This is a genomic window from Streptosporangium fragile (assembly GCF_039534445.1).
Taxonomy (GTDB): domain Bacteria; phylum Actinomycetota; class Actinomycetes; order Streptosporangiales; family Streptosporangiaceae; genus Streptosporangium; species Streptosporangium fragile.
Genome location: NZ_BAAAVI010000050.1, coordinates 39,861 through 64,890 on the forward strand (window position 1 = coordinate 39,861; position 25,030 = coordinate 64,890).

Annotated in this window: 21 protein-coding genes and 1 tRNA gene; 12 read left to right on the plus strand and 10 right to left on the minus strand. The window is 73.3% G+C overall.

The window, feature by feature from the left end; all coding sequences use genetic code 11:
* The first annotated feature begins 23 nt into the window (after positions 1-23).
* The 4 genes from ABD841_RS28175 to ABD841_RS28190 all read left to right on the plus strand — a co-directional run bounded on the left by ABD841_RS28175 (position 24) and on the right by ABD841_RS28190 (position 3,531).
* Positions 24-404 (plus strand): hypothetical protein, encoded by a 381-nt coding sequence (locus ABD841_RS28175; protein WP_344978128.1) that lies wholly within the window; start codon positions 24-26, stop codon positions 402-404.
* A gap of 65 nt (positions 405-469) precedes the next feature.
* Positions 470-1,135: an SRPBCC family protein gene (locus ABD841_RS28180; RefSeq protein WP_344978130.1), complete on the plus strand. Its 666-nt coding sequence runs from the start codon at positions 470-472 to the stop codon at positions 1,133-1,135.
* Between the two features lie 248 nt (positions 1,136-1,383).
* The gene (locus ABD841_RS28185) at positions 1,384-2,613 is read left to right on the plus strand and encodes a CynX/NimT family MFS transporter (RefSeq protein WP_344978132.1); all 1,230 of its coding nucleotides are present in this window, start codon (positions 1,384-1,386) and stop codon (positions 2,611-2,613) included.
* 66 nt (positions 2,614-2,679) lie between these two features.
* Entirely contained in the window at positions 2,680-3,531 is an 852-nt protein-coding gene (locus ABD841_RS28190) for an alanyl-tRNA editing protein (RefSeq protein ID WP_344978134.1), read from the plus strand.
* A 69-nt stretch (positions 3,532-3,600) separates the two neighbouring features.
* On the opposite strand, the gene ABD841_RS28195 is transcribed toward ABD841_RS28190, so the two are convergent.
* The 3 genes from ABD841_RS28195 to sigJ form a co-directional block, all read right to left on the minus strand.
* A complete protein-coding gene (locus tag ABD841_RS28195; protein ID WP_344978136.1) occupies positions 3,601-6,681 on the minus strand; it encodes an AfsR/SARP family transcriptional regulator in 3,081 nt (1,026 codons plus the stop codon).
* A gap of 98 nt (positions 6,682-6,779) precedes the next feature.
* On the minus strand, positions 6,780-7,994 hold the full coding sequence (locus tag ABD841_RS28200) for a phytoene desaturase family protein (RefSeq protein WP_344978138.1): 1,215 nt from the start codon (positions 7,992-7,994) through the stop codon (positions 6,780-6,782).
* A 37-nt stretch (positions 7,995-8,031) separates the two neighbouring features.
* Complete coding sequence (sigJ, locus tag ABD841_RS28205) at positions 8,032-8,931, minus strand: RNA polymerase sigma factor SigJ (protein ID WP_344978140.1); 900 nt, start codon at positions 8,929-8,931, stop codon at positions 8,032-8,034.
* A gap of 110 nt (positions 8,932-9,041) precedes the next feature.
* On the opposite strand from sigJ, the gene ABD841_RS28210 reads away from it, so the two are divergent.
* Positions 9,042-10,472: an MFS transporter gene (locus ABD841_RS28210; RefSeq protein WP_344978142.1), complete on the plus strand. Its 1,431-nt coding sequence runs from the start codon at positions 9,042-9,044 to the stop codon at positions 10,470-10,472.
* A gap of 19 nt (positions 10,473-10,491) precedes the next feature.
* Positions 10,492-10,564, plus strand: a tRNA-Ala gene (locus ABD841_RS28215).
* A 589-nt stretch (positions 10,565-11,153) separates the two neighbouring features.
* Here the strand turns inward: ABD841_RS28215 and ABD841_RS28220 are convergent.
* The 3 genes from ABD841_RS28220 to ABD841_RS28230 form a co-directional block, all read right to left on the minus strand.
* Positions 11,154-11,588 carry a DUF3592 domain-containing protein gene (locus ABD841_RS28220; protein WP_425582054.1) on the minus strand — a complete coding sequence of 145 codons (435 nt, stop codon included), beginning with the start codon at positions 11,586-11,588 and terminating at the stop codon, positions 11,154-11,156.
* 155 nt (positions 11,589-11,743) lie between these two features.
* Entirely contained in the window at positions 11,744-12,379 is a 636-nt protein-coding gene (locus ABD841_RS28225) for a response regulator transcription factor (RefSeq protein ID WP_344978144.1), read from the minus strand.
* Positions 12,376-14,346, minus strand: a complete 1,971-nt coding sequence (locus ABD841_RS28230) for a sensor histidine kinase (RefSeq protein WP_344978146.1) — start codon at positions 14,344-14,346, stop codon at positions 12,376-12,378. Before ABD841_RS28230 ends, ABD841_RS28225 begins: the two co-directional genes overlap by 4 nt.
* A gap of 112 nt (positions 14,347-14,458) precedes the next feature.
* Between ABD841_RS28230 and ABD841_RS28235 the strand changes: the two genes are divergently transcribed.
* Both ABD841_RS28235 and ABD841_RS28240 read left to right on the plus strand, forming a co-directional pair.
* Positions 14,459-15,028 (plus strand): hypothetical protein, encoded by a 570-nt coding sequence (locus tag ABD841_RS28235; RefSeq protein WP_344978148.1) that lies wholly within the window; start codon positions 14,459-14,461, stop codon positions 15,026-15,028.
* Between the two features lie 161 nt (positions 15,029-15,189).
* On the plus strand, positions 15,190-18,594 hold the full coding sequence (locus ABD841_RS28240) for an ATP-binding protein (protein WP_344978149.1): 3,405 nt from the start codon (positions 15,190-15,192) through the stop codon (positions 18,592-18,594).
* Here the strand turns inward: ABD841_RS28240 and ABD841_RS28245 are convergent.
* Positions 18,579-19,280, minus strand: coding sequence for a hemerythrin domain-containing protein (locus tag ABD841_RS28245; RefSeq protein WP_344978151.1), 702 nt, complete (start codon positions 19,278-19,280; stop codon positions 18,579-18,581). The two genes, ABD841_RS28240 and ABD841_RS28245, sit on opposite strands and share 16 nt — an antisense overlap.
* A 368-nt stretch (positions 19,281-19,648) precedes the next feature.
* On the opposite strand from ABD841_RS28245, the gene ABD841_RS28250 reads away from it, so the two are divergent.
* Positions 19,649-20,353: an SDR family oxidoreductase gene (locus ABD841_RS28250; RefSeq protein WP_344978153.1), complete on the plus strand. Its 705-nt coding sequence runs from the start codon at positions 19,649-19,651 to the stop codon at positions 20,351-20,353.
* Positions 20,354-20,410: 57 nt separating this feature from the next.
* Here ABD841_RS28250 and ABD841_RS28255 read toward each other — a convergent pair whose 3' ends face one another.
* On the minus strand, positions 20,411-20,977 hold the full coding sequence (locus ABD841_RS28255) for a hypothetical protein (RefSeq protein ID WP_344978155.1): 567 nt from the start codon (positions 20,975-20,977) through the stop codon (positions 20,411-20,413).
* Between the two features lie 199 nt (positions 20,978-21,176).
* Positions 21,177-22,034, minus strand: a complete 858-nt coding sequence (locus tag ABD841_RS28260) for an alpha/beta hydrolase family protein (RefSeq protein WP_344978157.1) — start codon at positions 22,032-22,034, stop codon at positions 21,177-21,179.
* Between the two features lie 180 nt (positions 22,035-22,214).
* Between ABD841_RS28260 and ABD841_RS28265 the strand changes: the two genes are divergently transcribed.
* Positions 22,215-23,132: a diacylglycerol/lipid kinase family protein gene (locus ABD841_RS28265; protein WP_344978158.1), complete on the plus strand. Its 918-nt coding sequence runs from the start codon at positions 22,215-22,217 to the stop codon at positions 23,130-23,132.
* Positions 23,133-23,456: 324 nt separating this feature from the next.
* Positions 23,457-23,894: an SRPBCC family protein gene (locus ABD841_RS28270; protein ID WP_344978160.1), complete on the plus strand. Its 438-nt coding sequence runs from the start codon at positions 23,457-23,459 to the stop codon at positions 23,892-23,894.
* Here ABD841_RS28270 and ABD841_RS28275 read toward each other — a convergent pair.
* Positions 23,881-24,699 carry a MerR family transcriptional regulator gene (locus ABD841_RS28275; protein ID WP_344978162.1) on the minus strand — a complete coding sequence of 273 codons (819 nt, stop codon included), beginning with the start codon at positions 24,697-24,699 and terminating at the stop codon, positions 23,881-23,883. The genes ABD841_RS28270 and ABD841_RS28275 overlap by 14 nt on opposite strands.
* Before the next feature lie 95 nt (positions 24,700-24,794).
* Between ABD841_RS28275 and ABD841_RS28280 the strand changes: the two genes are divergently transcribed.
* Positions 24,795-24,986 (plus strand): hypothetical protein, encoded by a 192-nt coding sequence (locus ABD841_RS28280; RefSeq protein WP_344978164.1) that lies wholly within the window; start codon positions 24,795-24,797, stop codon positions 24,984-24,986.
* Positions 24,987-25,030: the final 44 nt, after the last annotated feature.

Here is a 25,030-nt window from a genome sequence, read left to right on the forward strand (position 1 = left end):
GAGCGGAACCGGTTGGGGGCGGGGTGAGCGAGCCGGCGATCGGCACCGGGCCGGGGCGTGCCCTGGTCGCGGTCTACGGGGTGTTCGCCCTCGCCGCGGGGGCCCGCGCCGGCGTGCAGATCGCGACACGCTTCGGCGAGGCCCCGCTGGCCTACGCGCTGTCGGCGTTCGCCGCCGCCGTCTACATCGTGCTCACCGTGGCCCTGGCCCGGGGGAACCGGGTGCTCGCGCTGGTCGCCTGCGGCATCGAGCTGGCCGGGGTGCTCGTCGTCGGCACCCTCAGCCTGGTCGACCCCGAGGCGTTCCCGCGCGCCACGGTCTGGTCCGGCTACGGGAGCGGATACCTCTTCATCCCGTTCGTACTCCCCGTCCTGGGGCTTTATTGGCTTTTGCGGCGTCGCTAGTTAGGCCCGGACCTCACCGGGCAGCTTGCCTCCCGAACCGACCAAACCACAAGGGAGGCACGGTCATGAGCACGATCGAACAGTCCATCGACGTCAACGTCCCGATCCGGACGGCGTACAACCAGTGGACCCAGTTCGAGAGCTTTCCGGAGTTCATGGAAGGCGTCGAGTCGATCAAGCAGCTGAGCGACACGCGTACCGCGTGGATCGTCGAGATCGCCGGGGTCCGCCGGGAGTTCGAGGCGGAGATCACCGAGCAGCACCCCGACGAGCGGGTGGCCTGGAGGTCGGTCGACCGGCCGCACCAGGCCGGTGTGGTCACCTTCCACCACCTGGGCCCGGACACCACCCGGGTCACGCTCCAGATGGAGTACGACCCCGAGGGCTTCGTCGAGACCGTCGGCGACTGGCTGCAGATCGTCCGCATGCGCGTCCGCGGCGACCTGGAGCGTTTCAAGGCGTTCATCGAGTCGCGCGGCGCGGAGACCGGCGCCTGGCGTGGCGAGGTGCCCGGCCCGCACCAGCACGGCGCGGGCGACCAGGTGACGGGAGGGGTCCGCGGTACCGGCGTCGGTGGCGGTTACGGCTTCGACGAGCCGGCTCCGCCGCGCACCGTCGGCCAGACGTACCCGCCGGAGTCCCCGCTGCCCCCGCCCGGCGGCGGGCCGCTGCCGCCGGCCGGCCGCCGTCCCGGCGAGGAGCCCCCGCTGACTCCGGGGCCGCGCATCTGACGCCGGAACCCGGCCCCCGCGGTCCGGGGCCGGGCGTCGGCGTCTTGCGCCGACGGCCGGCCGCTGAGAAGACCGGGTCACGTCCTGTAAAGGGAAGTGTGGCCCGGTTTTCAGGTTGTTAGGGATTTGTGTCCTATTTCAGGACGGTGGAACAGTCAGGAACAAAACGAGGTTTCAGTCCTGTTACAGTTGGAGTCAACCAATCATCCTATGATTGAACGGAACCACTGAGGAGGACTGAACCCCGCATGAGCGTGCTCACCCACCACCCCCGGGGCCGCACAGGTAGACCGACAGGTTCCCTCGCCTGGTTGCTCGTGCTGGGGATCGTTCTCGCCGCGCTGAACCTGCGCACCGCCGTCACCAGCGTCGGGCCGGTGCTCGACCAGATCTCCTCCGGCCTGGGCATGACCGGCGTCGGGGTCGGGCTGCTCACCACCTTGCCCGTGCTCATCTTCGCCTCGGTCGGCGCGCTGACCCCGTCGCTGGCCAGGAAGGTCGGGGAGCACCGGCTGCTGCTGTTCTCCCTCATCGTCCTCGGGGCCGGCCTGCTCATCCGCTCGATGGTGAACTCGGCCGAGGTGTTCCTCTACAGCAGCGCCCTGGCGCTCTCGGGCGGAGCGGTGGGCAACGTGCTCATCCCCAGCCTGATCAAGCGTCACTTCCCCGGCCGGGCCGGGACCATGACCACCGTCTACACCACCGCCCTCGCGGTGGGCACGATGCTCGCGGCCGCCGCGACCGTGCCCATCGAGCGGGCCGCCGACGGCAACTGGCACGTCGCGCTCGGCGTGTGGGCGGCGCTCGCCGCTGTCGCCGCCATTCCGTGGCTTGCGCTCGCGCGCAGTGAGCCGGAGCGGCGCAGCGCGGACGGGCAGGTGGGCGCCGGAACCCTGGTCCGCAGCAGGCTGGCCTGGGCGGTCGCCGCCTATTTCGGCACGCAGAGCATGGTCGCCTACATCATGTTCGGCTTCCTGCCGAAGATCCTCATCGACGGTGGCTACAGCACCGGCCAGGCCGGGCTGGTCCTCGGCGTCTTCACCGCGATCGGCATCCCGGTCTCGCTGGTCGTGCCCTGGATCGCCGCCAGGTTCACGGACCAGCGGCCCGTGGTGGCGGCCTTCGTGGCCTTCTACGTGGCCGGCTTCCTGGGGCTGTGGCTGGTGCCGTCCGGCCCGGCCTGGCTGTTCGCGATCCTGGTCGGCATCGGGATGGGGTCGTTCCCGCTCGCGCTGACCATCCTCGCCGTGCGCACCCGCACCCCCGAGGCCACGGCCGCGCTGTCGGCCTTCGGGCAGAGCGTCGGGTATCTCATCGCGGGCGCCGGGCCACTGCTCATCGGCGTCATGTACGAGGCGACGGGCGGCTGGACGCTGCCGTTCCTGCTGCTGTTCGCGGTGGTGGGCGTGCAGCTCGCGGCCGGCTGGTACGCCGCCCGCCCCGGCTACCTGGAGGACGAGCGCGCGATCGCGCGTTGACCCCCGCCATCCGGTGCGGCTTGCGCCCCTCGGGGGCGGCGCAAGCCGCACTGGCATGATGGGGGGATGCCGATCACGCACTCGACGCACGTCACCTATCCGAGGGGAGAGGTCACGGGGCGCTCCACCGTCGTCGCGACCGTGCCGGTGGAGGACCGGCACGGGACGATCGTGGCCGAGACCCCGTTCCACCCGCTGGACCACACCTGGCCCGACCAGCCCGCCGACGCGGGGACGATCGCGGGTCTCGTGGTGACCGACTGCGTGACCGGGGCCGTGGCGGAGGACGGGGAGACCGTCCACCTCGGCGATGACATCCCCGTGCGCCGCGGCACCCCCGGCTGGCACTGGCTGGTCGTCCACGTCACCGCCGAGCCGGTGGCGGGCGGTCCGGGCACCGAGGTCGAGCTGGCGGTCGACGCGGCCAACCGCCGCGCGCTGTCGGCCGGGCACACCGCCTGTCACCTCGCCGCGCTCGCGTTGAACGCGGCGCTGGCCGGGCGATGGCGCAAGGAGGCGCGCGCCGACGGGCTGGGCCATCCCGACTTCGACCAGACCGCGATCGTCTCCTCCCGGATCCTGCCCGGCGGCAGCCGGGACGTCTACCGGCTGGGCAAGTCGCTGCGCCGCAAGGGCTTCGTCGTCGAGGGACTGACCGACGAGCTTCCGGAGATCGCCCGGCGGGTCGGCGACCGGCTCAAGGAGTGGGTCGCGGCCGACGCCCCGGTCCGGGTCGACGCCCCGGGGCCCGAGCTGACCGCCCGGCGCACCTGGCACTGCGGCCTGCCGGAGGCCGAGGTCTCCATCCCCTGCGGAGGTACGCACCTGTCGCGCACCTCCGAGCTCGGCGCGGTCGCCGTCACCCTGGAGCTGTCCGCCGACGGATCCGAGCTGACCATGCTCACCACCGTCGGCTAGGGCGGGCCCCTGGCCCCGCGCCTCCGGCGCCGGGTCCGCGGGCCCGGAGGGGGGGAGCGATCCGGTTCGTCAGGTGACGGGATTCTCACCCAGGGCCAGGCGGGTGACGTCGCCGGTGCGGGCGCCCTCGTCGAAGGCGGTCTCGTACGCCCGGGAGCCGAGCGCCAGACGCACCAGGCCGTCGGCCTCGGCGTGGGCGTCGCGGAACGGCCGGAGCCCGGCGAGCACGACGCCGGTCGACTGCCGTAGCCGGTGCGCGGCCCCCAGCAGCCGGGCGGCGTAGTCATGGCGGCCGGCGGCGGCCGCGGTCCAGGCCAGCCCCTCGACCCCCCACACCGGCCCCCAGGAGTCGTCGATGGCCCACTGGCGGCGCAGGGAGTCGCGGAACAGGGCGACGGCCTCGCCGAGGTCGCCGTGGCGCAGCTCCATGAGCCCCCGGCTCCACAGCGCCCACGAGTAGGCCCAGGCCGCCCCGCGCGTCTCGGCGTCGGCCAGGTACTCCAGACCGGCGGCGACCGCGGTGTCCCGGTCGCCGAAGAACGCCGCGGACATCGCCCACAGCATCGTGGCCATGTGGGCGTCGCCGATCTCGCCGCCGCGCCGGAACCGTTCACGCGCCCGCGCCAGCATCGGGATGGCCCGTGCGTCCCCCCGCACGAGCATCGCGTGGGCGCCCTCGATGTACGTGACCGCGGCCGCGCTCGTGTCGCCGAGGCGCCGCGCCGCGTCGCGGTGGTCGGCCAGGAACGCGACGGCGGCCCGCTGGTCACCCTGGAACAGCGCGATCCACGCGTGGAGCGCCGCCGCGCTCACCCGGAGCGGGCCGGGCGGGCACGGAGCCAGGGCGAGCGCCCGTCCCAGCCAGTGACGTCCCTCGCCGAGGGTGCTGCTGAAGAACCAGCACCGGGTCCGCGTCAGGTTCGTGGCGATCTCCACCCCGGCCTGGGCCTCGCCCGGCTCCGAGATGGAGAACTCCAGCGCGGTCCGCAGGTTCGGCAGCTCCCGGCGCAGCCGGGACAGCCACTCGACCTCGCGGGGGCCGCACCAGTCGGTCGCGGCCCGGCGGACCAGAGCGCGGTAGTGGTCGAGGTGGCGCCGCCGCAGTGCCGTGTCCTGGCCGAGGTCGCGCAGCCGCTGCCGCCCGTACTGCCGGATGGTCTCCGGCAGCCGGTAGCGGGTCCGGCCGCCGGCGCGGGTCACGGTCACGATCGACTTGTGGGCGAGACCCGCGAGGACGTCCATGACGTCCTCGCGGGCGAGCCCGTCGCCCGAGCACACGGTCTCGGCCGCCGCCAGGTCGAACCCGCCGGAGAACACCGACAGCCGCGCCCACAGCCGCCGCTCCTGCTCCGTGCACAGGTCGTGGCTCCAGTCGACCACGCCCCGCAGGGTGCGGTGGTAGCGGGGGGAGATCTGGCTGCCGCCGTCGCTCAGCAGCCGGAACCGGTCGTCGAGACGTTCGAGGATCTCCTCGATCGAGAGCGTGCCGAGCCGCACCGCCGCCAGCTCGATGGCCAGGGGGATGCCGTCCAGGCGCCGGCACAGCTGGGCGACGGCGCCGCGGTTACGCTCGGTGATCCGGAAGTCGGGGGCCGAGGCCGCGGTGCGGTCCGTGAGCAACCGCACCGCCTCGTAGCGCGTCAGCGGCTGCCCCGCGTCGTCACGGGCGGGCACGGTCAGGGGCGGCACCCGCAGGAAGTGCTCTCCCGGGAGCCCGAGCCGCTGCCTGCTGGTCGCGAGCACACGCAGGCCGGGTGCCGCCCGCAGGAGCGCGGCCGTCAGCGTCGCGACGGCGCCGACCACGTGCTCGCAGTTGTCCAGCACCAGCAGCGTCTCCTTCCCGCGCAGGTGCTCGACCAGGACGTCCACGCCGGGACGCGCCGACTGGTCGCGGACGCCGAGGGCCTCGGCCACCGCCCGGTCGAGCAGCTCCGGCTCGGTCAGCGGCGCGAGATCGGCCAGCCACACCCCGTCCGGGAAGCTCCGCGCCACCCGCGTGGCCGCCCGCAACGCCAGCCGTGTCTTGCCGACCCCGCCCACGCCGGTCAGGGTGACCAGGCGGGCGCTCTCCAGCAGCCGCCGCGCGTCGGCGAGTTGTCGTTCGCGGCCGACGAACGTCGTCATCTCGGCCGGGAGGTTGCCGGGCGCCCGCGCGGCGCCGCGCGGGCCGGCACCGGCCGGGGCGCCGCGGTGTGCGTCATCGGACCGGCCGCCGCCCGATACGCCGCCATCGGACCGGCCGCCGCCCGATACGCCGCCACCCGCTGTGCCATCGTCGCCATCGTCGCCACCGCCGTGCGAGCAGTCGCCCGGCCCGCCGCCGGTCGTGGACGGCGGCCGGGCGCACGCGGGGACCGGGGTCATGAGCGCGGGGTCCGCGGCCAGTATCCGGCGGTGCAGCTCCCTCAGCTCCGCGCCGGGGTCGACGCCCAGCTCCTCGGCGAGCAGTCCGCTGACGGCGCGGTAGCACTCCAGCGCCTCACCCTGGCGTCCCGACCGGTACAGCGCCAGCATCCGCTGCGCCCAGAACCGTTCCTGCAGGGGGTGACCGGTGGTCAGCTCCCGCAGCTCCGGGAGGACCTCCGCGTGCCGGCCCAGCAGCAGGTCCGCCTGGATCCGCAGCTCGACCGCGCCCAGCCGGCGCTCGGCCAGCACGGGCACGACCTCCCGCTGCAGGGGTTCCGACGGCACGTCCGACAGCGGCTGCCCGCGCCACAACCCCAGCGCCTCCCGGAGCAGCACCGACGCCCGGTCGGCCGCGCCCGCGGCCGCGGCGGCCCTGGCGTGACGGACCAGGGCATCGAAGCGGTGCAGATCCACCGCGTCACCGGCCGCCTCGATCAGATACCCCTGCGGGCGGGTCAGCACCGGGCCGTTCTCGCCGTCGCCCGCCGTTCCCGCCGCCCGCGCGGCCCCGGCCAGCACGCGGCGCAACCGCATCACGTAGTTCTGCAGGGTGTTGCGGGCCCCGTCGGGCGGGGACTCCCCCCACAGGCGGGTCACCAGGGTCCCGACGGGGACGACTCTGCCCGCGTCGAGCAGCAGCGAGGCCAGGAGCACCCGCTGCTTGGCCGCCCTGACCGGCACAGGACGCCCGTCGTGCAACACCTCGACCGGCCCCAGAACCCTGAACTCGAAACCTGTCCCCATCGCTGTCCCCGGCGGCCGGATTCCCTGATGAACACCCCTGGCATGACGTCGCGTTGCCGAACAGTTACTCTAGGTCATAAATCCGTGACTGTGTGTGATTATCGGGTGATCGGGAGGTGGCCGGTGTCCCGTTCCGGCGGTGCGGCCCCCGCGCGGCCCGCACGCGGCCCGGCCGCGCGCAGGGCGGCTCGGGCCGCGGCCAGGGCGCTGTGCGAGGAGACCTCGCTGAGCAGCCCGGGAGCCGCGACCGCGTCACCGGCCAGCCAGACGCCGTCTCCACGGTCGATCGCGGGCCGGTCCCGCCAGGAAAGGCCGGGCAGGTCCAGCGCGCCGGTGCGGCCCCCCGCCATGGCCTCGCGCCGCCAGGTCGTCCGCTCCCGCCAGCCGGGCAGGCCGAGGTCGGCCAGCCGCTCCGCCCTGGAGACGGCCGCCGCCCTGGACTCGCCCGCCCTGACCGGCATCTCCAACTGGACCAGGGTGTGCCCGGCCGGGGCGAGTGAGGGGTCCGCCAGGCCGTACTGCTCCAGGAAGCCCCCCTCGTCCAGGTCGGAGACGAAGAAGAGGTCCTTCGCGTGCCTGCGCAGGCCCAGGTCGAGCAGGACGGCCCTGCCGCTCTCCCAGCGCAGCGAGTCGTCGCCGAGCAGCACCCTGGCGGCGTCCAGCGAGGTCGCCACGATCGCCGGCGCTCCCTCGGGCAGCCGGTCCACCCGTGAGCCGGTCTCGATCCGCACGCCCAGGCCGCGGGCGTGGTCCGCCATCCGGTCGATCACCCGTCCCCAGCCGCCGACGACGTAGCGCGGCGCCGGGTACTTCGGCGCCGCCGCCCGCAGCACCCGCTCCCAGACGAACGCCGCCGACAGCCGCCCGGGGTCGGCGTCGTAGGTGATCACGCCGACCAGCCCCGCGGCGGCCCGCATGCCCTCCTCGCCGAAGTGCCGGGTGGCCCAGGTCCGGAAGTCCTCGTCGACCGGGGCCGGGAGGCGCCGCCTGGCGAGCGCCTTCAGCAGCGGCCGGGGCGGCAGGCCGGACAGCCGGCCGCCGTGGCGGAACCTGGCCCTGACGATCTCGCCGGGCGTGGGCCTGCGGAACGGCCGGACCAGTCCCCTGGCCGCCAGCCAGCGCCACGGCTCGCCGTCGGAGTAGAACACGTGGGTGCCGTCGTTGGCGACGTACGGTGCCGCGGTGCTGCGGGCCCGGCCGCCCAGCTCCCGGTGCGCCTCGTACAGGGTGACCCGCGCGCCGCCCTCGGCGCACGCGATGGCCGCGGTGAGTCCGGCGAGCCCGCCGCCGACGATGCTGATGTCTCGTGTCATGTCCCTCATGACGGAACGGGGTCCGCCGTTCGTGACATCACAGGCGGGAGAGCTTCTCCGGGTTCGCCACCAGGAACACGGTCTGGATCAGCCCGTCCGCGACGACCAGGGAGAACACGGTGACCGGCCGCCCGTCGGCGGTCACCACCAGGGCCGGTCCGCCGTTCACGTCCGTGATCTCCATGCCGAAGCCGGAGGCCGGCGGGAGGCCCGCGCTCTCCAGGAACCTCCGCGCGCCCTCCACGGAGGCGATCGACGACAGGAACCGCGCCACCTTGTCCGCGCCCGTGATGACCCGCCGCGGGGCCTTGGCCTTGCCGCCGCCGTCGCCGACCAGTGACACGTCCGTGGCGAACATCGCGGTCAGCGCGTCCAGGTCACCGCGCACCGCGGCGTCGGCGAACCGCTCGGTGAGCCTGCGCCGCCGGTCCCGGTCCACGTCGAAGCGCGGCGTGCGCTCCCGCACGTGCTCCCGGCCGCGCCGGGCGAGCTGCCGGACCGTCGCCTCGCTGCGGCCGATGACCTCGCCGATCTCCGCGTACGGCAGGTCGAACGCCTCGCGCAGCACGAACACCGCGCGCTCCAGCGGCGAGAGCGTCTCCAGCACCACCAGCAGGGCCAGCTCGACCGAGTCGGCCAGCTCGGCGTGCTCGGTCGCGTCCGGGGTGGCGGCCAGCTCCGGCAGCCAGGACCCGACGTAGGCCTCCCGCCGCGCCCGCACCCGCCGCAGCCGGTCGATGGCGAGCCTGGTCACCACCCGGACCAGGTACGCCCGGTCGTCCCGCACGTCGGACGCGTCCACCTCCGACCAGCGCAACCACGCCTCCTGGACGACGTCCTCGGCGTCCGCCACGGTGCCCAGGACCCGGTAGGCGACCCCGGTCAGCAGGTCGCGGTGCCTCTCGAAACGCTCAACGGTCAGATGCTCGGCAGTCATGAGAAGACAGACGTATCACGTCACCCGCGGCGTGACACGACCCGGTAAACGGGTGTTTATTTCCACCCTCTACCATGCGATTGCGGGAATCGCCGGCGGAGGGGGAGTACGTGGCAGGGACGACCGTCGCCGAGCCGGGAACCGCACAGCGGAGCAGGCAGCTCTGGCTGACCCTGGTGGCGCTCTCGACGGCCGGGATGGTGGTGTCCGTCCAGCAGACCGTGGTGATCCCGCTGCTGCCCCGGATGATGACCGCTTTCGGGGTGTCCGTCGCGGAGGTCACCTGGGTCTTCACCGCCTCGCTGCTCGCCGGGGCCGTGGCGACGCCGCTGCTGTCGCGCCTCGGCGACATGTACGGCAAGAAGCGGATGATCCTGTTCACCGTCGGGCTGCTCGTCCTGGGCTCGGTGATCTGCGCGCTCTCGGACTCGCTCGGGGTGCTGATCGCGGGACGCGCCCTGCAGGGCGCGTCGGCGGCGCTGATCCCGCTGGCCATCGGCATGATCAAGGACAGTTTCCCGCCCGCCCGGGTGATGACGGCCATCGGCGTGGTCAGCGCCACCATGGGCGTCGGCGGCAGTCTCGGCATGATCGTCACAGGGTTGATCGCCGACCGCACCTCCAGCCACCACCCGGTCTTCTGGATCACCGCGGGGTTCGCGGCGGTCGCGATCGTGCTCATCGCGCTCAGCGCCCACGACACCGGGGCGGGCGCCGGGGGCCGCCCCGACCTCGTCGGGGCGGCGCTGCTCTCCGCCTGGCTCGTCTGCCTGCTGCTCGCCGTCTCCAAGGGCAACGACTGGGGCTGGAGCTCCGGACTCGTCGTCGGACTGTTCGGGGGAGCGGCCGCGCTGTGCGCGGTGTGGGTCGTCAGCCAGCTGCGGATCCGGGAGCCGATGGTGCGGCTGCACCTCCTGGTCGGCCGCCACTCCCTGCCGGCCAACCTGGCCGCGCTGCTGCTGGGCTTCGCCATGTTCGGGTCCTTCACCCTGCTCTCCGGCTTCATCCAGACCCCCGCCGCGGCCGGGTACGGCTTCGGCGGGTCGGTCCTCGACGTCGGCCTCTACGCCCTGCCCAGCACCGCCACCATGCTGGTGTCCTCCTCCATGGCCGGTCGCCTCTCGGGGCGGCTCGGCCCGGCCTACTCCCTGGCCCTCGGCGCGGGTCTGTGCGGTGCCGGGTTCGGCTGGTTCACGCTGTTCAACGACTCGGTCCTCCACCTGGTCGGCTCCAACGCCGTGCAGGGGCTCGGCTTCGGGATCGCCTACGCCGCGCTGGGCGCGCTCGCCGTGCAGCACGTCCCGGCGGGCCAGAGCGGCATCGCCAGCGGCATCAACTCCCTGGTCCGCTCCATCGGCGGCAGCGTCTCCGGCGCCGCGACCTCGGCCCTGCTGACCTCCATCACCCTCGCCGGCACTTCTCTGCCCGCCCGCGACGCCTACGTGATCTCCTTCGGGATCATCACCGTGAGCGCCCTCGGCTCCGCCGCGATCGCCCTCGTGGCCGGAATGATGGCGCGAGAGGTCTCCCGAGTCGGCTAAGATTTCATCTGCATCGCAAGGGGCTATGGCGCAGCTGGTAGCGCGCCTCCATGGCATGGAGGAGGTCTGGGGTTCGAATCCCCATAGCTCCACTTCGGGGCCGTTCTCAAGATGGCCTGTAGAGCGTTGACAAGATCCCGTCCGATCGGCTCGATCGGGCGGGATCTCGTCGTTTTCCGGCTGACGTGGCCGTCGGCGGGCTTCTTCGGGCATGCGCGGCGGTCGTGCAGAAGGGCGCCGGCGGTGGGTGGCCGCTGCGGGCGCGTCACGGACCGGCTGCGAGGCATGCGTGACCTCGTGGCCACCATCGCTCGTCTCGGTCACGCTCTCGGGCGACCGCTGTGGCCGCTTGGGCTTCGTCCAAGCGGTCCGGCGGCGATGTCATGCCCGCTCCCCTGATCTTGGTGCTTGACCCGGCAGTCAATCCGCACACCCCGCGACCGCAAGTAGCCGCAGACCGGCGAACGTCAATGCTCATACACGGGCGGGGCCGGGAAAGCCGGTCGGATCTGCGGACTCGCATCCGGCCGATCCGGGTGTCGCGATCGCGAGCCGCAACCCGGTGAACCTTTCCGGTCACAGCGCCGGTGAATCCAGGGGAGCCCTGTACTCGTCAGTGTGAACACCCGGCCGGGAGCGAAGCGTCCGCCTCGGGCGCACGGGGCGATTCCGGTCCACGCGTCAGTAGCCCATGAGGTCGAGTATTAAGAAAACCATAATGGCGAAGTTGGGCAATAAAAGGGCGTTGGTAAAGTAAGCGCGGACCAAGGGGAATGAGATCCATTTGGCCCCATTTTCCTCTGTGAGCCACGGCTCGTCGGGACGGTGCGGATGGTAGAACACCCTCACCCGGGTTCCCTCCCGGAGGTAACGCGTGATCTGGAGTTCGTTGCCCCGGTAGCGGGGCACCATCTCGATCTCTCGGCCCTCGGCCGTCTGGAAGTGCAGCACCACATCCCTCGGGCCGCCCAGGACCTGCCGAAACGACACCAGGCCGGGCACCTCCACCATGCTCGCCCAGCGCCGCTTGTCCTGGATATAGAAATATAAAGCGAAGCCACCGAAAAAGAGATTCCAAAGGACGGCTATTGTCAGAAGTATCCACATATCACTCACCTGCCCTCCGTCAGCACGGTAGAGGGCCTGACTTGTCGCCCGTTTGGATCTCCCTAGTGCTGCGCGTCGGGACCGCCGGGTATCCGCCCCACCGGCGGCTCAGGCTGGGCCCGGCAAGGGCGGTCCGACCGGCTTCCGGCCGCCGGCCCGGACGGTCAGGCGCCAAGGCCGGCGTCCCGGGCGCGGGCGACGGCGGCGGCGCGGTCGGAGACGCCCAGCTTGGCGAAGATGTTGGTGACGTGGTTGCGGATCGTCTTCTCGCTGAGAAAGAGCCGCTGGGCGATGGCGGTGTTGGTGAGGCCGGTGGCCAGCAGGTTCAGCACCTCCAGTTCGCGCTCGGTCAGCTCCGGCAGCGGGCGGGGCCGTACCCGCGAGGAGGCCAGGGCGTCCAGCACGCGGCTGCCCGCGGCGGCGCTGAAGACGACCTGCCCGGCGGCCACCGCCTCCAGCGAGCGGGCGATCTCGGCGGGGGTGGCCTCCTTGAGGAGGTAGCCGCGGGCACCGGCACGGAGGGCGGCCAGGACGGTCTTGTCGTCGGACATCATGGTCAGGGCCAGCACGGCCACCTGCGGGTGGGAGGCGGTGATGCGGGCGGTGGCCTGCACACCGTCCATGCCGGGCAGGCGCAGGTCCATCAGCACGACATCGGGCAGGACCCGGGCGACCAGCTCGACGGCCGTCTCCCCGGTCGCGGCCACGCCCGCGACCTCCACCCCGGGCAGGTCGGAGAGGAGAGCGACGAGTCCTTCGGCGAAGACGGGATGGTCCTCGACCACCACGACGCGGGTCACCGGGCGCCTTCCAGCGGCAGCCGGACGCGGACGGTGGTGCCGGCTCCCGGGCTGGTGACCAGGTCGAAGGTGCCGTTCAGCTCCTCGGCGCGGCGCCGCATCGAGGTGAGGCCGAACCCGCGGCGGGCGGGGGCGCCCAGGCCCACTCCGTCGTCGTCCACTGTCAGCTCCAGGTCGCCGTCCGCGCGCAACCGTACCGTGCAGTGCGAGGCCCGGGCGTGCCGGGCCGCGTTGGTGAGGGCCTCGGCGGTGATGCGGTAGGCGGCCAGCTCGACCGCCGCGGGCAGGTCGGGCAGGTCGGAGGGGGCGTCGGTCTCGACGGTCAGGTGGCCGGTGAAGCCCCTGCCCAGCTCGGCCAGCGCTCCCGCCAGGCCGTACTCGTCCAGGGGCGGCGGGGCCAGGTCGTGCACGATGGCCCGTACGGTCTCCACCGTGGTCCGGGTACGGACCGCCAGGTCGCCGAGCAGCTGCTTGGCCTGGCCGGGGTCGGTGTCCACGAGGCGGCGGCTCTTGTCGATGTGCAGCGCGAGTGCGGCCAGGGTGGGGCCGAGGCCGTCGTGCAGCTCGTACATCAGGCGGTCCCGCTCCTCCTGGCGGGCGGCCAGCAGGCGGCGGTGGGAGCGTTCGAGGTCGGCGTCGAGGCGGTGGGCGTGCACGGCCACCGCCAGGTGCGGGGCCAGCTCCGCCAGCAGGGCGCGGTCCCTGGGGCGCAGCCGCTCGCCCACCACGAGCGTGCCGACCCGCTCTCCGGCGTGGTGCAGCGGCACGCTCTCGCACTCCCCGCCGGGCCTGCCCCACTCCGCGACGACCAGGCCGGACTCCTCGACGGCCACGTGGTGCACCCGCAGGCTCCGGGCCAGCTCGGCGGCCATCCGGTCCAGCAGCCGCCCGGGCGGCTCGGCGCCGGCCAGCCGGGCGCCCAGCCGCCGCAGCGTCTGGCCGGGGTCGTCGCGGTCGCCGTAGACGAGCTGGTTGGTCTTGGCCCGGATGCGCGCGTACAGGGGGTGGACGGCGAAGGCCACCAGCGCGGCGCTCGCCGTCGCGCCCACCACCCGGCCCAGCGCGAACACCGCCAGCGCGTACGCCCCCAGCAGCAGCGCGCTGACCCCGGCGAAGGCCAGCGCCCGCGACAGCAGCAGGTCCAGGTCCCACAGCCGGTGGGCCACCACCGCGACCGCGACGGCCACCGGCAGCGGCACCGGGGCCAGCGCGACCAGCAGCGGCCCGCCCATCGGCAGGACCTGGGCCGCCCCCAACAGCACCACGGTCACCAACGCCGCCGCCAGCACCCACTGCAACTGGCGGCGCGGCGCGTCCAGCGCCCCCCGGTAGCGCACCGCCAGCGACGCGACCGACAGCACCGCGGCGACGACAACGCACACGATCCCCGCCACGCGCAGCGCGGGCGGGAACGGCGGCAGGCCGGCCAGCACCCCCACGTAGTCCGGTGGGTACAGCCCGGCGACGTCCACGACGGTGACCGGGCGCAGCGCCCAGTCCGCGGTGTTGACCGCGATGCCCGCCACGGCCAGGGCGGCGACCGGACGCCAGCGCCGCGACGGCAGCCGACCGTCCGGGAAGATCAGCAAGAACAGGGTCGGCACCGCCAAATAGGCGGGCATCCACCACCAGTTCGACAGCCACATGGCCCAGTCGTCGCCGGGCAGCCCCCCGCCGCCTCCGTTGATGCCGAGCAACCCGTACGCCGACAGCGCCACCCCCACCGCCTGCGCCGCCCCGACCGCCGCCATAAGCCACCCGACCCGGCTGGCGGGCCGCTGCGACACCACGAACACGCCGGGCAGCCCGAAGGCCAGCCCCGCCACGGCGCGGAAGCCGTCGAAACGCTCGACAATCCCGGTCACACCGAGCTCGCGCAGCCGGGGCTCGGCCGCGAGCGCGCCCACCACCAGGCAGAACAGCAGGATCCCGGCCGTGGTGCCCCATCGGATCGAGGTACGTGTCACGCCAGGAATGGTCCCACCAGCCCTGTCCCGCGGTCACGGGGCAATATGTCCCGAACTCGAGGTGACCGGAGCATCATGACGCCCGACCGGCCCGGCGCCGATCGTGGCCGACATGAGAAACACATCACCGTACGTGACCATGGCGGTCGCGAGCTTCCTGGGGTGGACCGCTCTCGCCGTCGAATCGTTCATCACCCCGCCGCCGCAGGACTACCGCGACGCGCTCATCCTCATCCCCTGGACCCTGTACGCGATCGTGATCGTAGGCGTGCACCAGGCCCAGCGCGAGCGCACCGGGGGCTTCGCCGTCATCGGCCTGGTCCTCACCCTGGCGGGCATGGCGACCTCGGCCGTCGGCAACGTCGGCGTCCTGCTGGGCAGCCAGGCCATGGTGGCCGTCTCCTTCCCGATCGGGCCGGGCCTGTTCTCCCTCGGGATGCTGCTGTTCGGCATCGCCACCTTCCGCGCCGGCATTCTGCCCCGCTACGCCGGGGTCATGCTGGTCCTGGCGCAGCCGCTGACCATCGGCATCGGCGTCGCGCTGTCCTGGCATGTGCCGGTGCACCCGCACGGCAGCTTCACCGGCGGCCTCGGGCACGGCATCACCGTGCTGATGCTGGCGATCGCACTCGTCCGGGTGCAGCGCATGGGGGAGCCGCAGCAGGCCACGGTCCCGCGGTAGGGCGCCCCGGGACGACGAAGGTCACCCGGCGCGGCCGTGCGCCGGGGAACACGCCCTCGCGGCCGGGGCCGATCCGGCATTCTGGGCGATCAGCGTTTATCGTGGCCCAACGCCCCGACCCGCGGGAGCAGGCGTCGTCAGTGACCTGGAGGGCAGAGGCAGTGGACATCCGCGTACTGGGGCCGCTGGAGATCGTCGGCGATGACGGCCGTCTGGTCCGCGTCGGCGCGCTGAAGGCCCGGATGCTGCTGAGCGTGCTGGTGCTGGCCGAGGGGCGGCCGCTCTCCGCGGCCACGCTCGTCGACCGGCTGTGGGGTGAGGACGCGCCCGCCGAGGCCATGGCGTCGCTGCACTCGTATGTGTCCAACCTGCGCCGGATCCTGGAGCCGAGGCGTCCGGCCCGGGGCCAGAGCCGGTTGCTGACCTTCGGACCGGTCGGCTACACCCTGGCCCTGGATCCGCAACAGGTGGACGCCAACCGCTTCCTGCAACTGATCGGACAAGCCGCGCAGGCCGGCGAGCCGGCGCAGGCCGAACGGGCGGCCGACGAGGCGCTGCGGCTCTGGAGGGGCGAGCCCTACGCCGATCTGGCCGAGCACGAGTACGCGACGGCGGTCAGGGCCCACCTGGGCGAGGCCCGGGAGCGGGCCCGTGAGCTTCGGGTCGCGGCCATCATCCGGCAGGACCGCCATGACGAGGTGCTGGGCGAGCTGGAGGGGCTCACACATGAGCACCCGCTGCGCGAACGACTGTGGGCGTTGCGGGCGCTGGCCCTGTACCAGAGCGGGCGGCAGGCCGAGGCCCTGGACGCGCTGCGCACGGTCCGCCGCATCCTGGCGGAGGAACTCGGCATCGACCCGGGCGAGGAACTGCGCGACCTGGAGCGTGACATCCTCGCCCAGTCTCCGCGCCTGCGTCCGGTACGGACCACGGCGGTGCAGGTCGCGACCGGCACCGCCGCCGAGACGACGGAGCAGGGCCAGGACGGCGACCGCGCGGGCACGCGCGAAGAGTCCGCCGACCGCGGGGGCGGGCGCGCGAAGCACGGCGGCGTGACCGAGCGCGCGATCGCGGGCCGGCGGGAGGAACTGGCCGCCCTGGAGGCCCTGCTGGAGGCGACGGCGGCCGGCACGCCGGGGTTCGCCCTCATCACCGGGGAGCCGGGGATCGGCAAGACCCGGCTGGCCGAGGAGGTGGCCGGCAGGGCTCTCGCCCACGGGTATCTGGTGACGGTGGGGCGGTGCGCGGCGATCGAGGGGGCGCCGGCGTTCTGGCCGTGGGTGACGGTGCTGGAACGGCTCACCGACGCACTGCCGCCGCTCCCGGCCGAGGTACGCGCGAACCTGCCCGGCGTCGGCTCGGTCACCCACGCCGATCCGGAAGGGGCCCGCTTCCGCACCTACGCGGCCGCCGCCCGGGCGCTGCGTATCGCGGCGGACGCGCGTCCGGTCCTGGTGGTGCTGGACGACCTGCACTGGGCGGACCCGTCCTCGCTGCGGCTGCTGAGCTATCTGGCCGGGAACGTCACCGACGGCGCGCTCGCCGTGGTGGGTACGGCCCGGGACTGGCCCGAGCCCGGTGGCGCGCTGGCCGACGCCTTCGAGGCGCTGGCACGCCGCCAGGCGCTACGGCTGCCGCTGGCCGGCCTGTCGGCCGACGAGCTGGCCGAGCTCACCCCGGCGGGGACGGACGTGCGGGCGTTGCGGGACCGGACCGACGGCAACCCGTTCTTCGTCACCGAGCTGGTCCGCTACCTGTCCGCCGGGTCCACCGGCCGGGGCGCGCTGCCGCTGGGGGTGCGTGACGTCGTGCTGGGCCGGGTGAGCCGGCTGCCGGGACCGGCCGCCGACCTGTTGCGGGTGGCGGCCGTGGCGGGACGGGAGTTCGACCTGGCGGTCGTCGCCGAGGCCGCCGGGCTCGGCTTGGACGAGGCGCTGGACCGGCTGGAGCCCGCGATGACGGCCGCGCTGGTGGGAGAGGGGCGGCCGGGGCGGTTCCGGTTCGTGCACGCGCTGGTGCAGGAGGCGCTGACGGAGGTCGTCCCCGCGTTGCGCCGTGCCCGGGTGCACGCCGTGGTCGCGCGGGCGCTGGAGGCCCGGACCGGCGGGCCGGTCTCCGACCGGCTGGCCGCCGCCGCGCACCACTGGCTGCTGGCCGTGCCCGCCGGGCACGCGGCGCACGCCTGGCGGGCGGCGTGGCGGGCCGCCGAGGAGGCCAAGCGGCTACGCGCCTACGACGTGGCGGCCGACCTGCTGGAACGCGCCGAGCACGCCGCCGACGGCGACCCCGGCCTGACCCCGGCCCAGCGGATGGACCTGCTGTTCGCCCTGGCCGAGGCCCGGCTCGGGGCCGGGGACGCGCAAGGCCAGCTGGTCGAGCTGCGGCGCGTCCGGGAACTGGCCAAACAGGCCGGCGACCGGCGGCGCTGGGCGGCGGCCGCGACCGGTTACGGCGGACGCATCCTGCAGCCGTGGAAGGTCTATGGCGACTATGACGCCGACCTGGTCGCGGACCTGCTCCACCTGGCTGCCGACGAGGCGCTGGAGCGGGCGGCGCGGGCGCGGGTGCTGGCCTGCCTGGCGGTGCAGACCTACCACGGGCCCGGCCGGGACCCCGGCGAGGGGGAACGCCGGAGCGCCGAGGCCGTGCGCCTGGCCCGCGAGGAGAACGACGCCACACTGCTGGGATGGGTGCTGTTCGCCCGCTACACCGCCCTGCTCGACCCGGACACGGTGCACCAGCGGCTGGAGGCAAGCCTGGAGATGGCACACGTCGGGCGGGCGGCGGGCGACGACGAACTGCTGGCGATCGGGCTCACCTGCCAGGGCGGGACGCTGCTGGAGCTGTGCCGGGTCCGGGAGGGCCTGGCCGTGCTGGCCGAGGCCGAGGCCCTCATCGAGCGTTCGCACCTGCCGTACCTGCGCATCATGCTGGGCTGGCTCCGCCTGGGCATCGTGGTCAACAGCGGGGACATGGCCGCCGCCGAGGCGCTGCTGGCGGCCACCGCGGCCGAACACCACGCCACCTCGATGTGGGGGGTGCGGCCGCTGACGGCCGGCGGCACGCACCAGGTCACGCTGATGTACGCCCGGCGGGGCACCGCGAATCCGGCACTCCCGGCCAACCCCGACACGATCGCCAACGAAAGGCTCGACTACATCTCCAAGGAGGGGCACGCCTGCCGGCTGGCGGTCGTCGGCCGCCTGCAGGAGGCGCGGCAGGTGATCGGCCCCTGGGAACACCAGCCGCCGATCCCGGACACCTTCGTGAAGCTGTACTGGCTGGTGCTGCGGATCGAGATCTGGGCACGGCTGGGCGATCGGCAGGCCTGCGCCGACCTGTACGCCCAGGCGCTGCCCTACGCCGACCGCATGGCGATGGCCGGGCTCAGCCTGCTCATGTGGCCGGTCAGCCGATCCCTGGCACTGCTGGCCCGTGTCCTGGGCGACCCCGACGCGGCGCTCCGGCACGCCGAACACGCCCTCCGGGTGGCGCGCGAGATGGGCGCCGACCCCCTGGTCGAGCTCGTCACCGCGGAGACGGCCGGGGTTCAGCCCCACAGGTAGGCCATGCGGCGCCGATACCGGCGCTTGACCAGGCTGCTGAGCAGCCGCAGCCGGGAGGGGGAGGTCCGGCGGAGGTGCGCCTCCACCTCCGGCGGCAGATCGAAGGTGATCCACCCCAGCAGTTTCAACACCCCGGACGGGCCGTACCGCTTGAGGATCACCTGATGCATCCGCGCGTCCTCCTCCGGCGTGATGTGGGCCATCATCAGCGGGATGCCGTCGGTCTCCTCGTGCGCCAGATGCGCGCCCAACGTGTCGGCCAGCGACCGCAGCGCCGTCATCAGCCGCTCGCGCCCCGGCTCCGACGGGCCGGCGTCGAACGCCTCGAAGGCGTCCCTGCTCTCCCGGATCCACCGGTCGCACGCTTCGTGCTCGGCCTCCAACGCGTCGATCGTCTCGATCGCCTTCGGCGCCCGCTCCCGCAACCGAGGCCAGATCATCTCGTCCTCGGAGGTGTGATGGTGGTGCAGCGCGAACAGCACCCACGTGAAGTGCTCCCGCAGCGCGCTGATGCGCTTCCTGTCGCCGTGTCCCACCCGGCCGACCGCGGCGAGCAACCGGCCCAGGTCCCTGCGGAACCCGTAATGCGCCAGGTACATGTTGGTCATGTCGATCGGGCCGGGTGCGGCGGCCGCCTGACCGGGAAGCATGATCTGCGGCACGTCCGGGTGTGCGGCAACCCGCATCGCTCTCCTCCTATGTCGTGGTGGCGACAGGATGCCCCCGGCCTCTTGGGCGGCGCTTGAAGCCTTCGAGGCGAGGGCCGGCACACCGTGTCCCGCCCGGCCGCGGCCTTGTCCGCCGGGTCAAGAGCGGCTCAAGCGCCGACCAAGCCGGCCCTCCTAGCCTGATCGCGACAATCAACGGCTTCGCCGGCCACGGCTCATGCGAGCAGCCGGAGCAGCCGGTGGGCACGGCGACGCCGGTGCTCGGACAGGAACGGGCGGTGGGGCGGGTGAAGCATGCGTCAGCGTGTCCGCCGCCACCCCTCGATGACGAGCCGTCTCCGGCCGCAACCCTCGCTGCCGGCTGAAACCCGGAAGAAAGGCTGAACATGACAGAAGTCGTCATCATCGGCGGCACCAGCGGGATCGGATTCGAGCTGGCCCGGCACTACGTGGGACAAGGGCGCGCAGTGGTGCTGACCGGCCGTGACCGTGACCGGGCCGCCAAGGCCGCCGCCGAGCTGGACGGCGGCGAGACCGGCGGTTCGGCCCGGGGGATCGGGCTGAACCTGGCCGAGCCCGCCACCGTGGCCGCCGCCCTGGGCGACGTCGGCGAGGTGGACCGGCTGGCGCTGGTGGCGGTGGATCGCGACCAGAACACCGTCGCCCGCTACGACCACGACAAGGCCGCATACCTGACGACGGTGAAGCTGGTCGGCTACACGCAGGTGGTGCACGCGCTGATGTCGCGCCTGCCGAAGGACGCCTCCGTCCTGCTGTTCGGCGGAGCGGCGCGGGAACGGCCCTATCCGGGCTCCACCACGGTGTCGATCGTCAACGGCGGGATCACCGGCATGGTGGCCACCCTGGCCGCCGAGCTCGCTCCGGTGCGGGTCAACGCGATCCACCCCGGCGCGGTCGCCGACACCCCGTTCTGGGCAGGCGGGGCGGCGCTGCTGGACGCGCTCGCGCAGCGCACCCTCACCGGCCGCCTGCCCACCATGGCCGACGTGGTCGCGGCATCGGTCTTTCTCCTGGAGAGCCCCGCCGTCAACGCGGTCGACCTGACGGTCGACGGCGGGTGGCGTCCCTGACCCGGCGCGCAGGCGGAGCCGATCGTTCCCCGCTCCGCCGCGCGGGGAGCGCCGGGGTCACCGGTCGGGGTGGAGGCGGTCTCGCTCGTCCGGGGCGTCGATGAGCGAGGCGTCGGCGGGGTCGAAGATGTGGTCGACCCGGTGGCGGCGGGCGTCGCGGCGGGCCCCGTTCACCAGCAGGCGGACCCCCAGCCGGTCCGCCGCCCGGCACAGTTGCCGGACGGCCTCGAACGGGTCGTCGCCCTGAGCGATGATCTTCGGCTCCTCGCCGGGGAACTGGAACGCCAGCGTCCAGGGCTCACGCGTGCGGACGGTCACCAGCGCGCGTGCGGGCTCGCCGTCGCGCAGGATGCCGATTTCCACGGGAACCCCCCGGAGGGTTTTCTCCCACCGCGAGCCCGGCATCGCGAGGTATCTGGTGCCGCACGCCAGGCACTTCCATTTTTCCGGGTGGGGGGTGCAGCCGCCGAGAACGAGCAGCCCGTCCCGCAGCGCCCGGTCCAGCTCGTCGGTGAAGAGCGGGTACCCGTACATGATCGGGGCCACCCTGCCCACACCGCACCCGGGACACAGCGGGCGCCGGTCCTCCGCCCTGTCTCCGGTCTTCTCCTCGACGCGGTCCATTCCGGCCCTCCCCGCTCGGCGGATCAGCGGCACTGATCCTCACGGTGGTGTAGACGCCGCTGCGGCCCGCCGGGTTCTGGGAGCCGGTGGGAACGGACGTGCGAGAACCGGTCACGGGGAAACGTCCGTCCCGTCCCGGGCCGGAGGCCGGGAGCCCGGCGCGCGGGCTCGTCGTGGCTCCCGAGACGACCGGCGGCCGTCAATCCGTTCCCGGCCGTGCTTTTCCGACATGCCGGTCCAGGAAACCGAGCACCGTGCGGGCGAGGGCCACGCGATGGTCCGACAGGGCGTGGTCGGTCGCGAAGACGTGATGTTCGAGCGTGGTGACGGGGTGCGCCCGGTAGGCCTCGACGACCGGCTGGTGATGCATGGCGGCCGGGGTGACGGTGTCACGGCCGGTGCCGACCAGCAGCACGGGACGGTCCGCGAGCCGCGGGGCGAGGCCGGCCAGCCGCCACGCGTCTCCGGCCGCCTCCATCTCGGCGACCAGCGCCTCGCCGCTGGTGTTCCGCAGCGGGAGCAGTCCGCCCTCGAACGCCTCGACGTAGGTGGCGCGCAGTGACGGGGTCGCCCGGCAGGCCGCGGCGGCCGATCCGAAGTCGAACCCGGCGATCGAGGCGACCGCGGTGATCGACGGGTCCGCCGCGGCGGTCATCAGCGCGGCGAATCCTCCGAGGCTGTGGCCGATGACCGCCACCCGCCGCGGGTCCAGCCGGTGGGCCGCCGCGACCGCCGGGTTCCGTACGGCGGTCACGACGGCGGCGGCGTCCTCGAGCACGTGGCCCCACGACCACGACCCGCCGACCCCCCACGACCCGCGGTAGTGGAACACCAGCGCGGCGTATCCGGCGCGGCGCAGCGCCTGGGCGAGGTCGAAGTTGCGCTCGTTGCCGGGGAAGCCGTGCAGCAGCACCGCGACCGGGTGCGGCCCCGGGCCCGCCGGAACGTGCAGGACACCCAGGAGTTTCTCACCGCCGCTGTCGAAGGTGAGCGCGGGCGTGCTCGCCGCGGGCGTCACGTCGCTCCGCGGGTCGGTGACGAGGGGGTCTGTCGTCATGTCGTGGTACCTCCGGAGATCGGGCCGATCGGTACGATAGCCGCCCGCGTCGGCACTGCGATCCGCGCGGAGTCCGGCGTGGCCTGGGCGGGAGCGCGCGGAGGGGAGGCGGCCGGGCGTTTGCCGGGGCGCGCTCGGGGCAGCCGTCGGCCCAGTCCGTGTGGTACGACGGGAGGTCGCATGGGGCGGCAGAGTCAGAAGATCGGCACGGTCGCGGTCGTCGCCCACCGGCGCAAGTCACTCGGCGGCGGGCTGGACGAGCTGCGCAGGCTGCTGGCCGACGAGGGGGTCGGCAGGTTGCTCTGGTACGAGGTGCCCAAGAGCAGGAAGGCGCCGAAGAAGGTCCGCAAGGCGCTCAAGGAGGGCGCGGAGCTGGTCCTGGTGTGGGGCGGCGACGGCATGGTGCAGCGCTGCGTCGACGCGCTCGCCGGTTCCGGCGTGACCGTGGGCGTCATCCCCGCCGGCACGGCCAACCTCTTCGCGCAGAACCTCGGCATCCCCGAGGACCTGCCCAAGGCCGTGCAGATCGCCTTCCACGGCGCGAGCCGGAAGCTCGACCTCGGGAAGGTCAACGGTGAGCACTTCGCCGTCATGGCCGGGCTCGGCTTCGACGCGAAGATGATCAAGGATGCCGACCGCGGCCTGAAGGACCGGCTGGGCCGGGTCGCGTATGTCTGGACGGGGCTGCGCCACGTCCGGGGCGAGCCCGTGCCGATGAAGGTCAAGATCGACGGAGTCACCTGGTTCGAGGGGGAGGCGAGTTGCCTGCTGCTGGGCAACGTCGGCGTCATCACCGGCGGCATCGAGGCCTTCGACGACGCGCGTCCCGACGACGGGTGGCTGGAGATCGGGGTGACGACCGCCAAGGGGCCCATCCAGTGGGCCCGCGTGCTCGGCCGGATGAGCGCCGGGCGCTCCGACGAGTCGCCGTTCGTCCGGATGACCCGGGCGCGCAAGGTCAGCGTCAAGCTCGGCGCCCCCATGCCCTACGAGCTGGACGGCGGCGCCAAGGGCACCGTCACCGAGCTCAGGGCCGCGGTCGTTCCCGGCGGCATCACCATCCGCGTTCCCCGGGATGATGCCTCTGACCGGCCGTGACGCAGTTTCCGGCAGCACCCCCGCGCCATTTAGTAAACGTTCCCACCAAATGAAGATTAGATATGATTTATTGCTTAATTTTGCCTAAATGGAAAAGGGTGGGGCGATGGCCGGTAAGCGGTGGGCCGAGGCCGGCGTTCCCGACCGGCGGGGGCGGACCGCGTTGATCACCGGGTGCGGCGGCGGCCACCGCGGGCCCCGGAGAACGGGCGAGTTCCGCCGCCACCCCCGCCGGGAGCGTTCCGGCGCCCGCTCACGAGCCGCCGCCGTCGAGGCCCGGACGCGGGCCGAGTCCGGGCCACCGGCCGGGGGCGTGTGCCCACGGTGATCGAAGTGCACGCCTCGGCCGAGATCGCGCGTCCGGCGGCCGAGATCTGGCAGATGGTCGCCGACTTCGGTCAGGATCCCCGGTGGCGCGCGGGCGTGACCACCATGGCGCCGGACCCGCCGGGCCTCGTCGTCCCGGGGACCACCACGGACGAGGCCATCCGCTTCGCCGGGCGCCCCTACCTGATCTGCGGGCTGGTGACCTCGGTCGTCCCCGGGCGGGAGTTCGCCTGGCGGGCGACCTCCGGCCTGGAGGTCGAGGGCGGCAGAGCGGTGATCCCCCTGGACGACGACCGTTGCCGGGTCACCATGTTCCTGCGCGTCCGCCTGCGCGGGGTGCAGCACCTGCGTGCCCCGGCGTTGCGCAGGATGCTCCGGCGCAAGATGGAGCAGGACCTCACCCGCCTCGGCGAGCTGGTGGTCACGCGCTCGTGATCGCCATCTGCAGCTCGGTCACCCACTTGTCCCGGTCGGCGGGGCAGTCGATGGAGACCTCCCTGGCCGGCCCGGCGGAGCGGTGGCCGTGCTCCTCGACCCAGCGGGCCAGCGTCTCGAACGTCGGCCCCACCCGGTCCATCGAGCCGCGGTGGATGATCGTGGCGGCCGACTCCATCTCCGGCAGGTCCACGATCGCGAAGTCGTACCGGTCGTCGGGCTCCACCGTGACCTCCACCCCGGCGCGCACGGTCACCCGGCCGTCGGCTCCGGGCTCGTAGCAGGCGATGCCGTAGCCCGTCACCGGCACCCCGGCGGCCTCGACGCGCCGGCACAGCTCGGTGAAGAGCGGCTGGACGACCGGGCCGATGTCCTCGGTGTCGTAGCTCGCCGCGACGGCGGTGAGCTGCGCCACGCGCGTCGAGGGGATCCGCTTGAGAAGAACCTCTTCCGTGCGCATGTGACCTTCCTTCGCGATGGTCCTGAGCCGTACTTCCACCTGGAGCAGCCGCGCGGTGTCGGCCGCGATCCGGGCCTCCAGCTCCGCGCGGCGCAGCCGGACCATGCCGTGCAACTCGGCCGTGTCGACCTGCTCGTCCAGGATCGACGCGATCTGGTGCAGGGTGAAGCCGAGATCCTTCAGGGCGATGACCCGGTTGAGCCGTGACAACTGGCCGGCCTGGTAGAAACGGTGGCCGCTGGCCGGGTCGACATGGTCGGGCCGGAGCAGGCCGATCGCGTCGTAGTGGCGAAGCATGCGCACCGACACGCGGCCGAGCTGGGCGAACTCTCCGATACTGAACATGGCGCATCCAGGTATAGGGGCTGACACCGTGTCAGGAGCAACCCCCGGCGCGGCGCCGGATAACCGGTTGCCCGGCGGTCCGCGCGGTGACGAGCATGGCGGTCATGTCACTGCGCTTCCATTACGTGGCGAGCCAGTGGCGGACCCTGAGCGACTGGCTCCGCGACCACCCCGACGACCCCGACGTCGAGGAGGTGCGCGCCTTCCTGGAGCGGTGCCGCCGCTCGCACGTGGAGTACGGCAGGCACCATCTCGGGTGGGGCATCTTCGTGCTGCGCCGTCGTTGACGCCCGCCCGGCCCCGGCGCCCGGCCCCACCTGCCGGGGCCGGG